The organism is Flaviramulus sp. BrNp1-15, from assembly GCF_022259695.1.
Taxonomy (GTDB): domain Bacteria; phylum Bacteroidota; class Bacteroidia; order Flavobacteriales; family Flavobacteriaceae; genus BrNp1-15.
The window spans coordinates 702,841-718,162 of the sequence record NZ_CP092099.1 but is presented as its reverse complement, the minus strand read 5'-3'; the positions used below and the strand labels follow the sequence as shown (position 1 = coordinate 718,162).

The 15,322-nt window shown below is 31.9% G+C and carries 10 protein-coding genes; 4 read left to right on the top strand and 6 right to left on the bottom strand.

The window, feature by feature from the left end:
• Window positions 1–57: 57 nt before the first annotated feature.
• Together MBM09_RS03095 and MBM09_RS03090 are read left to right on the top strand one after the other, a co-directional pair.
• Window positions 58–4,371, top strand: a complete 4,314-nt coding sequence (locus MBM09_RS03095) for a CusA/CzcA family heavy metal efflux RND transporter (protein ID WP_238675392.1) — start codon at window positions 58–60, stop codon at window positions 4,369–4,371.
• A gap of 11 nt (window positions 4,372–4,382) precedes the next feature.
• Window positions 4,383–5,507 (top strand): efflux RND transporter periplasmic adaptor subunit, encoded by a 1,125-nt coding sequence (locus MBM09_RS03090; protein WP_238675391.1) that lies wholly within the window; start codon window positions 4,383–4,385, stop codon window positions 5,505–5,507.
• A gap of 19 nt (window positions 5,508–5,526) precedes the next feature.
• On the opposite strand, the gene MBM09_RS03085 is transcribed toward MBM09_RS03090, so the two are convergent.
• The 4 genes from MBM09_RS03085 to MBM09_RS03070 all read right to left on the bottom strand — a co-directional run bounded on the left by MBM09_RS03085 (window position 5,527) and on the right by MBM09_RS03070 (window position 10,021).
• Window positions 5,527–6,441 (bottom strand): M28 family peptidase, encoded by a 915-nt coding sequence (locus MBM09_RS03085; RefSeq protein ID WP_238675390.1) that lies wholly within the window; start codon window positions 6,439–6,441, stop codon window positions 5,527–5,529.
• Window positions 6,442–6,590: 149 nt separating this feature from the next.
• Complete coding sequence (locus MBM09_RS03080; RefSeq protein WP_238675389.1) at window positions 6,591–7,331, bottom strand: succinate dehydrogenase/fumarate reductase iron-sulfur subunit; 741 nt, start codon at window positions 7,329–7,331, stop codon at window positions 6,591–6,593.
• 9 nt (window positions 7,332–7,340) lie between these two features.
• Complete coding sequence (locus tag MBM09_RS03075) at window positions 7,341–9,338, bottom strand: fumarate reductase/succinate dehydrogenase flavoprotein subunit (protein ID WP_238675388.1); 1,998 nt, start codon at window positions 9,336–9,338, stop codon at window positions 7,341–7,343.
• An 11-nt stretch (window positions 9,339–9,349) separates the two neighbouring features.
• Window positions 9,350–10,021 (bottom strand): succinate dehydrogenase cytochrome b subunit, encoded by a 672-nt coding sequence (locus MBM09_RS03070; protein WP_238675387.1) that lies wholly within the window; start codon window positions 10,019–10,021, stop codon window positions 9,350–9,352.
• Between the two features lie 304 nt (window positions 10,022–10,325).
• On the opposite strand from MBM09_RS03070, the gene MBM09_RS03065 reads away from it, so the two are divergent.
• A complete protein-coding gene (locus MBM09_RS03065) occupies window positions 10,326–10,553 on the top strand; it encodes a hypothetical protein (protein WP_238675386.1) in 228 nt (75 codons plus the stop codon).
• Window positions 10,554–10,626: 73 nt separating this feature from the next.
• On the opposite strand, the gene MBM09_RS03060 is transcribed toward MBM09_RS03065, so the two are convergent.
• Window positions 10,627–12,471, bottom strand: coding sequence for a T9SS type A sorting domain-containing protein (locus MBM09_RS03060; protein WP_238675385.1), 1,845 nt, complete (start codon window positions 12,469–12,471; stop codon window positions 10,627–10,629).
• A gap of 109 nt (window positions 12,472–12,580) precedes the next feature.
• On the opposite strand from MBM09_RS03060, the gene MBM09_RS03055 reads away from it, so the two are divergent.
• Window positions 12,581–13,873: an aminopeptidase P family protein gene (locus MBM09_RS03055; RefSeq protein ID WP_238675384.1), complete on the top strand. Its 1,293-nt coding sequence runs from the start codon at window positions 12,581–12,583 to the stop codon at window positions 13,871–13,873.
• Window positions 13,874–13,928: 55 nt separating this feature from the next.
• Here MBM09_RS03055 and MBM09_RS03050 read toward each other — a convergent pair whose 3' ends face one another.
• Window positions 13,929–15,251, bottom strand: a complete 1,323-nt coding sequence (locus MBM09_RS03050; protein WP_238675383.1) for an aspartate kinase — start codon at window positions 15,249–15,251, stop codon at window positions 13,929–13,931.
• Window positions 15,252–15,322 lie beyond the last annotated feature (71 nt).

Genomic DNA, 15,322 nt, shown 5'->3' with positions numbered 1-15,322 from the left:
AAATCATTTCATTATAAGCTATTTATCAATAGCTTAAAACGTTTTTATATATGAATCATGTTAGAGAAATTTATAAAATTCAGCTTAAAAAATAAGCTTGTTATTCTACTTTTTATAGCTTCTGTTGTTGGCTTCGGAATTTTTTCATTAACCCAAATACCAATTGGGGCAGTTCCAGATATTACCAATAACCAAGTACAAGTTATTACGACATCTCGAAATTTGTCAACTCAGGATGTAGAACAATTTATTACGTATCCTGTTGAATTAGAAATGGCTAATTTACCAGGAGTTGTAGAAATTCGTTCGGTTTCAAAATTTGGTCTTTCGGTTGTTACAATTGTTTTTGAGGACAATTTAGGAACCTATTTACCAAGACAGCTAATTGCTGAAAAAATAAAATCGGCTTCCGAAAAAATCCCTCAAGGTTTTGGGTCTCCAGAAATGGGCCCAATAACCACAGGTTTAGGTGAAATTTACCAATACATTTTAGATGTAAAACCAGGTTACGAAAATCGTTATTCTGCAACCGAATTGCGTACCATTCAAGATTGGATTGTGAAACGCCAGCTCTCTGGAATTTCTGGAGTTGTTGAAGTAAATACTTGGGGCGGATTTTTAAAACAGTACGAAGTTGCTATAAATCCACAGAAATTAAAAGCAATGAATATTGCTATTTCTGATATTTATAATGCTTTAGAAAAAAATAATAGTGTTGCTGGTGGTGGCTATATTGAAAAAACAAACAAATCCTTTTTTATTCGTGGAGAAGGCTTAGTATCTACTCTTTCGGATATTGAAAATATTGTTGTAAAAAATGAAGGCTTACCAGTTTATATAAAAGATATTGCTAAAGTTGGTTTTGGTAGTGCAACTCGATTTGGAGCCATCACAGGAAATGGCGAAGGGGAAAAAGTTCTCGGACAGGTTATGATGCTAAAAGGTGGCAACTCAAAACAGGTTATTGATGCTGTTAAAGAACGCGTCGCTTCTATTCAAAATACGTTGCCAGAAGGTGTTTATATTAATGGTTTTTTAGAACGAAGTGAACTGATTGGCAAAACCACTTTTACAGTAGCCGAAAACTTAATATTTGGATCACTTATCGTAATATTTGTAGTGGTTTTATTATTAGGAAATCTTCGTTCTGGTTTGGTGGTTGCCTCAGTAATACCTTTAAGTTTATTGTTTGCAATTTCACTAATGAATATATTCGGAATAGACGCCAACCTAATGAGTTTAGGTGCAATCGATTTTGGAATTATCATTGATGGAGCAGTTATTATAGTAGAGTTTATTGCATTTCAAATTACAGCTCAAGTTGTTAAAACAAAGTCCTTATCAAAAAAAGAACTACAAGCAAATGTAGATGCTATCACGCTTAAAAGTACATCTAAAATGATGAACTCTGCTATTTTTGGGCAACTTATCATTCTCATAGTTTTTATACCAATTTTATCACTAAGTGGAGTAGAAGGAAAAATGTTTAAACCTATGGCATTAACTTTCAGCTTCGCATTAATTGGAGCCATGTTATTTTGCTTAACATACGTTCCCGTAATTTCCTCAATGTTCTTAAAACCAGACAAACAAAGTAATAAGAACGTTTCAGTACGATTAATGAATTTTTTAAAAAAAATGTATGAACCCACAATACATTGGGCATTGCATTATAAAAAGACTGTGATATCACTTTCAATAATTCTATTGGCAGTAAGTTTATGGGTTTTTAGCAGAATGGGTGGAGAATTTGTGCCAACGTTAGACGAAGGTGATTTTGTAATTCAACCCGTTTTAAAAACAGGCACCTCATTAAGCAAGACCATTGAAATTACTACGAAAATTGAACAAATACTCTTAGATAATTTTCCTGAAGTAGATCAAGTAGTAAGTAGAATTGGTGCAGCAGAAGTTCCAACAGACCCAATGTCTATGGAAGAAAGTGATGTTATCATCAAATTAAAGCCAAAAAAAGAATGGACATCAGCAAAAAGCAAAGACGAATTAGCCGATAAGTTTAAAGAAGCTCTAACAGTAATTCCAGGTATGGAAGTTGAATTTACCCAACCAATCGAAATGCGTTTTAACGAACTAATTACTGGAGTTAGAGCAGATGTTGCTATCAAAATATTTGGCGAAGATTTATCTGTTTTAGCAAATAAAGCAAATGAAATAAAATTACTCATTCAAAAAGTTCAAGGCGCATCAGATATCATTATTGAAAAAGTTGAAGGCTTACCTCAAATGAGTGTGAATTATAACCGAAGTAAAATAGCACGTTATGGCTTAAATATTGCCGATTTAAACCAAGTGATTTCTATGGGATTCGCTGGTGGAACAGTGGGAAGTGTTTTTGAAGGCGAAAAACGCTTTGATTTAGTTATTCGGTTAGATGAAGCTCATCGAAAAAATTTAGAAAGTCTTCAAAATTTATATGTAGATACACCAAGTGGAACAAAAATTCCATTAAGTGAATTGGCAGAAATTAAATACACAACTGGTCCAGCAAAAATTTCTAGAGATGACACCAAACGTCGTATTGTAGTTGGCATTAATGTTAGAAATAGAGATTTACAATCGGTTGTAGATGATGTTCAATCCATTATTGAAAGTAAAGTAAAATTACCAACAGGTTATACTATTTCTTATGGTGGTCAATTTGAAAATCTCCAAAGTGCAAAAGCACGATTAATGGTTGCAGTACCAATTGCATTGGTTCTCATTTTTATTTTGCTGCATTTTGCTTTTGGTTCTATTAAAGAAGCACTTATGGTGTACTCTGCAATTCCATTATCTGCTGTTGGCGGTATTTTATTACTATGGCTTAGAGATTTACCTTTTAGTATTTCTGCAGGTGTTGGTTTTATTGCGCTTTTCGGAATTGCAGTATTAAACGGCATTGTGTTAATTGAGCATTTTAAAGAACTTAAAGAACATGGTGTTACTGATATTGAAGAACGCATTAAAAAAGGAACAATTGAACGTTTACGCCCAGTGTTATTAACTGCAGCTGCTGCTGCTTTAGGTTTCTTACCAATGGCTATTTCAACAAATGCGGGAGCCGAAGTGCAACGCCCTTTAGCAACAGTTGTTATTGGCGGATTGATAACAGCAACAATATTAACCCTAGTTGTATTGCCCGTTTTATATGCTTGGTTTGAAGAAAAAACGAAATTAAAAATGAACAAAAAAGGAATCGTTTCAGTGGTAATTATACTGTTTTCATATACAATGAATGCACAACATAAACCTTTGACTATTGATGAAACAATGAATCTAGCGATAGAAAATAATGCAGATTTAAAAGCATCATCTTTAAAAATTGATGAAGCAAATGCCTTAATTGGAAGTGCTTTCAGTTTTGATAAAACATCTTTGTACTACAATTATGATGAGAATAATTTAGCTATAAATAATGAGCCTTTAAAAGTATTTGGAATCGCACAAGACTTTAAATTCCCAACATTGTATTTTGCTGAAAAGAAGGTAAATAAAGCACAACATAAAGTTCAAAAATCTAGCTACAATATTAGGTTACAAACTTTAAAACGTGATGTTTATTTAGCGTATTACGATTTAAGTTACGCGAAAAACAAAGTAAAGAGATTTCAATATTTAGATAGTTTATATCAAAATTTTGCAAAAGCAGCAGAACGCCGTTTTGAATTAGGTGAAACTAATTATTTAGAAATGATAACTGCAAAATCTAAACAAAAGCAGTTAGAAACTTTTTATAAGCAAGCCAAACAAGAGGTTGTTTTGATTACAGAACAGTTGAAAAAAGTAGTTCAAGTAGATAGTTTATCTGTAATTGATGAAGCTTTGGTGAAATTGGAATTGCAATCCATTTCAACCGAAAAAAATATTGGACTCTTATACTTTGAAGACTCTAAAAATTACTACAAAGCATTAAATCAAAAAGAGATACAAAATCTACTTCCAGATTTAAGCGTAGAGTATTTTCAAGGTTCAAATAGCAACTTGAACGCAACTATTAAAGGCTATCAATTTGGTCTGAAAATCCCTTTATTTTTTAGTGGTAATGCATCAAAAATAAAAGCATCAAAAATTGCTCAAGAAATCGTTTTTGAACAACAACAGGATTACAAAGTCAAATTGAATGCAGAACACAAAGTATTATTGGCAAAACTTCAGCAATACAATGAAGCTATTAACTATTATGAAACACAAGGAAAAACACTTTCCGAAGAAATCATAAAAACTGCTGAACGTACTTTTAAAGCAGGTGAAATCGACTTTTTTCAATACATACAAAGTATAGAAACCGCAAAAGATATTGAGTTAACCTATCTCGACAACCTCAACAAATACAACCAAACCATTATTGCAATCAATTATCTAATCTTATAAATTAAATAAAAATGAAACATATATATAACTTACTTTTCTCTCTGGTTTTAGTGGCTTGCGGAAATTCAGAAAAAAGTGATGAAACTACTCATGAAGCTATAGAAAGCACAAATGAAATTGTAGTTACTACGTCGCAGTTTGAAGGCGAAAAAATGCGCCTTGGAAAACTTACGGAACACACATTTAATCAAACAATAAAAACCAATGGAATGATTGATGTTCCTCCACACAACAAAGCTAGTGTTAGCACATTTTTGGGCGGATACATTACTAAAACGCCTTTGTTAGTTGGTGATAAAGTAAGAAAAGGACAATTATTAGTAACGCTTGAAAACCCTGAATTTGTTGAAATACAACAACAATATTTAGAAGTTGCAGAACAATTGAATTATCTAAAATCTGAATTTGAAAGACAGCAAACACTTTTTAAAGAAAATATTACCTCACAAAAAAACTTTTTAAAAGCAGAAAGCACATATAAAAGTAGTTTAGCACAATATAATGGCTTACGTAAAAAGTTAACTATGATGAATATTAATCCATCTTCAGTAGAACAAGGTAAAATCACTTCAAAAATTAATTTATATGCGCCAATTGAAGGATTTATTACTAAAGTAAATGTAAGTAACGGAACTTACGTTTCTCCTGCTGACACTATTTTAGAAATTGTAGATACTAATCATATTCATTTAGAATTATCGGTTTTTGAAAAAGACATTTTAAACATTAAAAAAGGTCAAAAAATTGAATTTAAAATTCCTGAAGCTTCCAATAAAACTTTTGAGGCAGATGTGCATTTAGTTGGTACAACCATTGACGAAACTGATAGAACAGTGAAAGTGCACGCACATATCGATGATGAAAAACAAGCCAACTTTATTGTAGGAATGTTTGTAGAAGCCGAAATTATAACCGATTCTAAAAATAGTTTTGCATTCCCTAAAGATGCAATTGCTGAATTTGAAGGCAATTATTTTGCTTTAGTACTAAATAATAAAACTGATAATTACACTTTTGAAAAAGTAAAATTAGAAATAGGAAATCAAACTGAAGATTTTATTGAAGTACTTAATACTTCCAATTTAAAAAATAGAGATATTTTAGTTGAAGGTACGTTTATGTTATTAACCGAATAAAACTATGAGAAACTGATTTTTAAAATTTAGAAGTATCAATTTTTTCAAAAACTGAAATAATTTTCTTTACAGCTTCTATATAAAATTCTGGATGAATATTTTCATAATCATCTGTTGGTTCATGGTAATCTTTGTGGTCTTCAACTCCAAAATATAAAAAAGGAATACCCTTTTTATAAAAATTAACATGGTCTGAAGCATAAGTCCAATTATCTAATCCATCATATCCATCGTGCCCTATTAAAAGTTTAATTTTATTAGATGAATTCATACTCTTAATAATATAATTGAATCTTTTATTTTCGGAAGCACCAACCACAAATAATTCATTTTTTTTACTTCTGCTTATCATATCCATGTTTAAGTTTACAACAATATTCTTTGAAGGTATTATAGGATTGTTTACAAAATATTTAGAACCTCTTATTCCTAATTCTTCTGCATCAAAAGCAGCTAAAATAACAGAATGTTTAGGTGGATTATTTTTAAAATATTCAGCAAAAGCAAATAATGCACTTAATCCCGATGCATTATCATCTGCTCCATTATAAATTGTATTATTTTTAATACCCTCATGGTCATAATGTGCGCTAATAACAATATACTTCTCAGGTAATTCTATTCCCTTAACTATTCCCAGAATATTAGAGGCTTGATAAAAATTTCGTTTATGAGTAAATGTGAAACTTTGGTTGTATTCTTTAGCTAGTGGATGCACATCTAATGTATTAAACTGGTTAATAATATATTTTTTAGCCTTTAAACTTCCTTTAGTTCCTGTACGTCTACCTTCAAAAGTATCAGATGATAATGACTTAACATGCTTTAGTAATTCTACATCTGAAAACAAACATGTGCTTAAATCTCCTTGAGCGAAGCCCTTAATAGTAAAAAGAAAACAAAATAAAACACTGTAAAAAAAGGATTTAGCCATAAAATAAATATTGAATTTTTTATTCTTTTGAATTTATATTATAAAAATGCAGAAAATAAATATACAAATTCAATCTTTTATAAAGCAAAAAACTCATGTCATTTCGATTAATGACATGAGTTTATATATTTTGAAATATACTATTTTTCTTAAATAGAAGCTTTCATAAGCTCTCTATTCATACGAGCAATATTTTCTAATGAAATTCCTTTAGGACATTCAATCTCGCAAGCTCCTGTATTTGTACAGTTACCAAAACCTTCCAAATCCATTTGTGCTACCATATTTTTAACACGATCTGCAGCTTCAATTTGTCCTTGAGGTAATAGTGCATATTGAGATACTTTAGCTCCTACAAATAACATTGCTGATGAATTTTTACAAGTTGCTACACAAGCTCCACATCCAATACATGTTGCAGCATCCATAGCTTCATCTGCTGCATGTTTAGAAATTGGAATATTATTAGCATCTTGTGTATTACCCGAAGTGTTTACAGAAATGTAACCCCCTGCATGTTGAATTCTATCAAAAGCTGTTCTATCAACAACTAAATCTTTTATTACTGGAAAAGCTGCTGCTCTAAAAGGTTCTATCGTAATAGTATCTCCGTCTTTAAACATTCTCATGTGTAACTGGCAAGTGGTAATACCTCTATCTGGTCCATGTGCCTCTCCATTAATATACATGGAGCACATACCGCATATCCCTTCTCTACAATCATGATCAAAAGCTACAGGTTCTTCGCCAGAGTTTACTAATTGTTCATTTAAAACATCCATCATTTCTAAAAAGGACATATGCTCTGAAATTTCAGTAACTTTATAATCTACCATTTGACCCTTTGCATCTGAGTCTTTTTGTCTCCAAATTTTAAGTGTTAAATTCATAGCGTCTTTTTATTTGTAACTTCTTTCTTTAACTTCAATATTTTCATAAACCAAATCTTCTATATGTAATATGGCTTCTTTGGGTTCTCCTTTATATTCCCAAGCCGAAACATATTGAAACTCTTTTCTACGTTTAGCTTCTCCTTCTTGGGTTTGGTACTCTTCTCTAAAATGACCTCCTGCAGACTCTTCTCGTTGTAATGCATCTTTAGCAAACAACTCTCCTAATTCTAAGAAATCTGCAACACGACCTGCTTTGGCTAATTCTTCATTAAACTCTTTATCTCCTCCTGGAACCGAAACATCTTTCCAAAATTCTGCACGCAGCTTAGAAATATCTTCAATAGCCTCTTTTAATCCTTGCTCATTTCTAGACATTCCACATTTATCCCACATAATTTTCCCTAATTTCTTATGGAAATAATCTACAGATTTTGTGCCTTTATTGTTAATAAAAAAGTTAATTCTATCTGTCACGTCTTTTTCAGCTTCATCAAACTCTTTTGTATCTGTCGGTATTTTTCCTGTACGAATATCATCGGCTAAATAATCACCTATTGTATATGGTAACACAAAATATCCATCGGCTAAACCTTGCATTAAAGCAGAAGCTCCAAGACGGTTAGCTCCGTGATCTGAGAAATTTGCTTCACCTATACAGTAGCAACCAGGAATTGTAGTCATTAAGTTATAATCAACCCAAACACCTCCCATTGTATAGTGTACCGCAGGATAAATCATCATTGGTGTTTTGTATGGATTTTGATCTACTATCTTCTCATACATTTGGAATAAGTTACCATATTTAGCCTCAACAATTTTTTCTCCTAATTCAGTGATTTTTTCTTTACTAGGGTTTGAAATATTTAAAATTTTAGCTTGCTCTTTCCCGTAACGCTCAATTGCTGCAGCAAAATCTAAATACACTGCTTCTCCTGTTGCATTTACACCGTAACCAGCATCACAACGCTCTTTAGCAGCTCTTGAGGCTACATCACGAGGTACTAAGTTTCCAAAGGCTGGATAACGACGCTCTAAATAATAATCTCTTTCATCTTCAGATAATTCCGTTGGTTTTTTACGACCTTCACGAATTGCCATCACATCTTCCATATTCTTTGGCACCCATATACGTCCATCGTTACGTAAAGACTCAGACATTAAAGTTAATTTAGACTGGTAATCTCCACTTCGTGGAATACACGTTGGATGGATTTGTGTATAACAAGGGTTGGCAAAATATGCTCCTTTTTTATGAACTTTCCATCCGGCAGTTACATTACTTCCCATAGCATTTGTAGATAAGAAATATACATTTCCATACCCTCCTGATGCAATTACTACAGCATGTGCTGAATGTCTTTCAATTTCTCCTGTAATTAAGTTTCTTGTAATTATACCTCGTGCTTTACCATCAACTTTAACTACGTCTAACATTTCGTGACGGTTATACATTTGTATTTTACCACGAGCTATTTGACGATTCATAGCAGAATATGCACCTAATAAAAGTTGCTGTCCTGTTTGCCCTTTAGCGTAAAAAGTTCTTGAAACTAATACACCTCCAAAAGATCGATTATCTAATAAGCCACCATAATCACGTGCAAAAGGAACACCTTGAGCGACACATTGATCAATTATATTTCCTGATACTTCTGCTAAACGATATACGTTTGCCTCACGCGAGCGGTAATCCCCTCCTTTTACAGTATCGTAAAACAATCGGTAAGTAGAATCTCCATCACCTTGATAGTTCTTCGCAGCATTAATACCACCTTGAGCTGCAATAGAATGTGCTCGTCGAGGAGAATCTTGATAACAAAATGCTTTTACATTATATCCTAATTCTGCTAAGGTTGCTGCTGCCGAACCTCCTGCTAAACCTGTACCCACAACTATTACATCTATATGACGTTTGTTGGCAGGATTAACAAGATTGATTTTATCTTTATATGTTGTCCATTTATCTTGAATTGGACCTTTTGGTACTTTTGAATCTAAAGTCATACGATTTAAGATTAATGGTTAAAGTAATGATAAACTGCTATAATTATAAACCCTAATGGAATTACTACAGAATATATATTACTAATAGTTTGTAAACGTTCTTTTCTAATAGTTGATGCACCCATTGATTGAAAAGCTGATTTGAAACCATGTGCTAAGTGTAAACCTAATAATATAAAAGCTATAACATAGGCCGCAACTCTAATTGGGTTATGGAATTTCTCTACTAATTCATGATAGTATCTAAAATTACCATCGTGCATTCCAGACATATCACCAACAACATATTTAGTGTTAAGTTCAGGAATCCAAAAATCAATAAAGTGTAATACAATAAAAGCTAATACAACTAAACCGCTGTAAATCATGTTTCTGCTCATCCAAGTAGAATTCGCAGCACCATTATTTCTTGCATACTTAACACCATTTGCTTTTTTGTTTTTCAATTCTAAAACAAATCCCATAACAAAATGAAACACAACACCAAAAATTAAAACTGGTTGTAACGCGAATTGTACTAAAGGGTTTGTTCCCATGAAATGAGACATTTCATTAAACAAATTGGCACTAAATAACGATGTAATATTTACTGCTAAATGTATAATTAAGAAAAACATGAGGAAGAATGCGGAAAGTGACATAGCTACTTTTCTTCCAATTGAAGATTTAAAAAATCCACTCATTTTTTTGAAGTTAATTTATTTAAACACAAAGGTAAGTTAGCATATATATATAGGCAAATAAGAAATGTCTTGTTTTGTTATTTAGAATGATTTTAAAGAGATTTTATGCTAATTGATGATATGGTATTTTATTAGCTTAAAAATTATATATATAAAAATTAATATGTTATTTTTTTAAATAATTCATAATATTTTCGTTAATTTATAAAACTAACTAATTAAATTAAATAAAATGGAAGAGTATTTACCTTTAATTATTCAACTTGTAAGTGGTGCTGTTGGTGGAAATCTAGCAGGATCGTTAATGAAAAAATTCTCATTAGGAACTTTATGGAATTCTGTAGTCGGAATTCTTGGTGGAGGCCTTGGCGGTTCCCTATTAGGTATGCTTGGTCTTGGTGGAGCGGAAGCAGCTGCTGCTTCTACAAGTCTTGACCTTAGTAGTATTTTAGGCAGTGTTGCTGGCGGTGGTGTTGGTGGCGGTGTACTAATGGCTATTATAGGAGTGATTAAAAATGCAATGAATAAATAACTAGTATTAGCTAAGCAAAAAAAAAAAAAGGAGATGTTAAAACACCTCCTTTTTTTATGAAATAAAATTGAAATTATTCTAAAATAATTTTTTTAGTTACAAAAGCTCTTTCTGAGTGAATTTTAACAAAATAAATCCCTCTTGAAACACCTATTAAGCTAATAGGTTTTGTTCTTACAGTATTTGATAAGTCATATTCAGAAACTAACCTTCCACTAATATCATATATAACAGCTTTATCTAAATTAATAAACGAATCATTTTTAATAAAAACCTCATTTCTAGCTGGATTTGGATATAATGTAATTGCTTGTTTTAATTCTTCCTCTGCAATACTTAATGGACACGAAGCATCTGTCATTAATGATTGACCACAAACCATTAAACTCGTACTTCTACTTTGAACATCATTAGCTGCTATTATATTATTTGCACTTAAAACTCTTTGTTGTTCACTATTAGAAATTGCATAATGCATAACATCATCTAAATTATCTCCATCACTTACCACATCAATAACATGACCTAACTGATGTCCATGACCCAATTCATGTAGAGCTACACTTTGAAAATCATATTCACTAAATTCAGGTAATCCTGTATCAAAATGCCAATTTGTTTCACTATCAAAAACTATATCCATCTCACCAACATACCAATCAATACCTCCAGCACCACCACAACCAGAATACCATGAATAACATACTCCTAACACATTTGTATCTAATTCAGAACCGTTATCAAAACGAATAACATTAACAGGTGCTCCATTAGCCCCAGTTGGATCACTCTCATAATCTACAATATCAACAGATGTGGCGCTACCACTAATTACCCAATTGACTCCTGATTGACAAACCCATTCATTTAGAGCACTTTCAAAAGCAACTTTTGCTCCATCATGCTCAGAGTTATCGAAAAAATCTGTAAACATTTCCAAGGTATACCCACCACTACCATTAATATCTACATGTTGTACTGGATAAGCTTCAGGAGGAATTGTACCATTAGCATCATAAATAACATTTATTTCAGCATAAGAGACTGTTAAGCTAGCTGCAGACACAGCACTTGCTGAAACAGCATCTTCAACCATAATAGGACCTGTTCCCGCATTTGATGGTATTTCTACTGTAATTTGAGTATCACTCCAAGACAACACTTGCGTACCTAACGCACTAACAAAAGTAGCTCCTCCATCATCAGCATTACTAAACCAAACTGTTCCTGTTGTTCCTCCAAAATCAGAACCTGTTATTGTAAGCACTGTACCGGTTCCTGCTGATGCTGTTGTTGGCGAAAAGGCTATTCCCGAAGGCACAAACAAGCTTCCCTTATTAAATACAGAAGTTTTATTTACAGCATCAAAAACCTCAACCTCAACATATTGCTTTTTAATAAAAGACATTATTTCACTATAAAAAGACGATTTTATACCTTGTTTTTTATTAAATGGATTTACCGCTACATCTGAATATAAATTGTATTTGTAAAACCCCTGAATTGAACCATAAGGTTTAAATTGTTTTAGAACGGAATCACTTTTGGTAGTTGGTGATAAATCATCATTTTCTATTAATGTAAAAACACCTATATCACCTACTTGAAGCTTTAAACTTGGGTTTGCTATTAAAGCCTTTAAACCAACTGTTCCTCCTAAAGTAATTACATCTATAGTAGATACTGATTTTCCCTTAAAAACTTTATAAACTTCAATAGTATTTGCTGTATATATTAATCCATCCTGCGCATTCCAAAAGGATTTTTTTGATTTTACCTTTCCTTCTACAACTGTATTTGAATTTTGAATCTGTTTCTCTAATGATAATTCTTTAAGCCCTATCTGAGCATTAATAACTAATGTAGGTACTAAATACGATAAAACAAAGAATACTTTTAAAAGTGGATTTGGTTTCATAATCACAATATTTTTGAATGAAATTTTCGAGAGAGTATCAAATATAATGAATTATCACCTAAGAATTATTTAGTTTCATTACATTTATCAAACTTAATACATTCTTAACATGAAATACTTACCCATTGACAATAAGCTATTTATAAAAAATAGAGCAAAATTTTCAGCTAAAATGAAACCTAATAGTTTAGCTATTTTTAACTCTAATGATATTTACCCTATAAGTGCAGATAGCACGATGCCTTTTGAACAACATCGAGATATTTTTTATCTAAGTGGTGTAGATCAAGAGGAAAGTATTCTGGTTTTATTCCCTGATTGCCCGAAAGAAAAACATCGAGAAATTTTATTTTTAAAAGAAACTAACGAACATATCGCTATTTGGGAAGGCGAAAAATTAACTAAAGAAGCCGCATTTAAAACTAGCGGAATCAAAACTGTTTATTGGTTACAAGATATGGGAAAAATCATGTTTGAAATCATGACCCAATGCGACACCATTTACATAAACACCAACGAGCATTATAGAGCAAATGTAGAAACCGAAACCAGAGAAGACCGCTTTACAAAATGGCTAAAAGAAAAATATCCTGCACATGCTGTTGCTAAAAGCAACCCAATATTACAACGTTTACGTTCTGTAAAAGATGATATTGAAATTGAGTTAATGCAGCATGCATGCAACATTACAGAAAAAGGTTTTAGACGCATATTAAGTTTTGTAAAACCAAACGTTTGGGAATATGAAATTGAAGCAGAATTTATGCATGAATTTTTACGCAATCGATCAAAAGGTTTTGCTTACACACCTATAATTGCATCAGGAAATAATGCTAATGTTTTACATTATATAGAAAACAATCAACAATGTAAAGCAGGAGATTTAATCTTGTTTGATGTTGCTGCAGAATATGCTAATTACTCAAGCGACTTAAGCAGAACCATCCCCATTTCAGGAACTTTTACAAAAAGACAAAAAGATGTTTATAATGCTGTGAACAGAGTTAAAAATGAAGCTACCAAAATGTTAACACCCGGAACTATTTGGGCAGATTATCATGTTGAAGTTGGAAAAATCATGACCTCAGAACTTTTAGGTTTAGGTTTGTTAGATAAATCTGATGTTAAAAATGAAAATCCTGATTGGCCTGCTTATAAAAAATACTTCATGCATGGAACTTCACACCATATTGGTTTAGACACACATGATTACGGTATTTTAACTGAGCCTATGCAAGCAAATATGGTATTTACTGTAGAACCTGGAATTTATATTCCTGACGAAGGTTTTGGTATTAGATTAGAAGATGACGTGGTTATTCAGAAAACTGGTGAACCATTTAATTTAATGCAAAACATTCCTATTGAAGCTGATGAAATTGAAGACCTTATGAACTCATAAACTTATAAAGGGTCGTTTTTACAACGACCCTTTAAAACAACACTAAAATTGCAATTTACAGAGTGACTAATTCAAATAAATAGTTGTTTAGCTTGCCTAGTGTCTTTATTTTATCCTTTGAGTTAATTAATAAAGAGATATTGTTATTACTACCTCCATAAGAAATCATTCTGATTTTTACATCTTGTAATATTTGAAACAACTTATAGGTATCTTGATGATTAACTACAGAATGCCCAACTAAGCATACAATACTTTGATTATTATCAACCTCTATAGTCGCTATTTTTTCTAATTCAACTAGAATTTTATCTAAGTTTTTATCGTCATCTATAGTTAATGAAACTGCTACCTCAGATGTTGTAATCATATCGATAGATGTTTTATAAGTCTCAAAAATCTCAAAAACCTTCTTTAAAAAACCGTGCGCCTGCAACATTCTTGCAGATTTAATTTTTATTGCCGTAATATTATCTTTAGCCGCTATAGCTTTTATACCATTTTCAGAAGTACTATTGGAAATTAATGTGCCATGAGCATCAGGATTCATTGTGTTTTTTAATCGCACAGGTATACCATCTGCTCTAACAGGTGTAACGGTTTGAGGGTGCAAAATTTTTGCACCAAAATATGCTAATTCTGCTGCCTCATCAAACGACAAATTTGAAATAGGTTTTGTGTTTTCTACATGCCTTGGATCATTATTATGCATCCCATCTATATCTGTCCAAATTTGCACCTCATCAGCTTTAATAGCAGCTCCAATAATAGTTGCTGTATAATCACTTCCTCCTCGCTGTAAATTTGAAATCTCATCATTACCGTCTAAACAAATAAACCCTTGAGTAATATAAATTTTAGAATCTGCTGTATCGTTATAAACCTCAGAAAACTTACTTTTTATATAATCAATGTCTGGTTCTTTAAACTCATCAATACGCATAAAACTTAATGCAGGTAATAATGCTGAATTTATATTCTCCTGTTTTAAGTAGCTATTAAACATGTATGTTGAAAGCAACTCACCTTGAGCAACTATTTGATTTTCTAAAGTTTCAGAAAAATTCTTATAAGTGCATTCTACTAAAAAGTTAAATACACCTGAAACATATTCCTTAACATCTTCATTTAAACCTTTATTAAGCAAAAGTTCATCTATGGTCTGAAAATACGATTCGTGAAGCTTGTTTATTTTGTCTATAGCTTCATTTGGCTTATTATCAGAAATATCCAGTGCTATAGCAACTAATTGATTAGTTGTTCCCGACATAGCCGAAAGCACAACTATTTTCTTCTCTCCATCGTTAATTATATCCTTAACGTTGCACATATTTTTCACGGAACCTACAGATGTCCCCCCAAATTTCAATACCTTCATTTTCATTAATTTGAGGATAAAATTATAACTCATTTATCTATTACCTATGTTTATTAAAAAAAATGTTTATT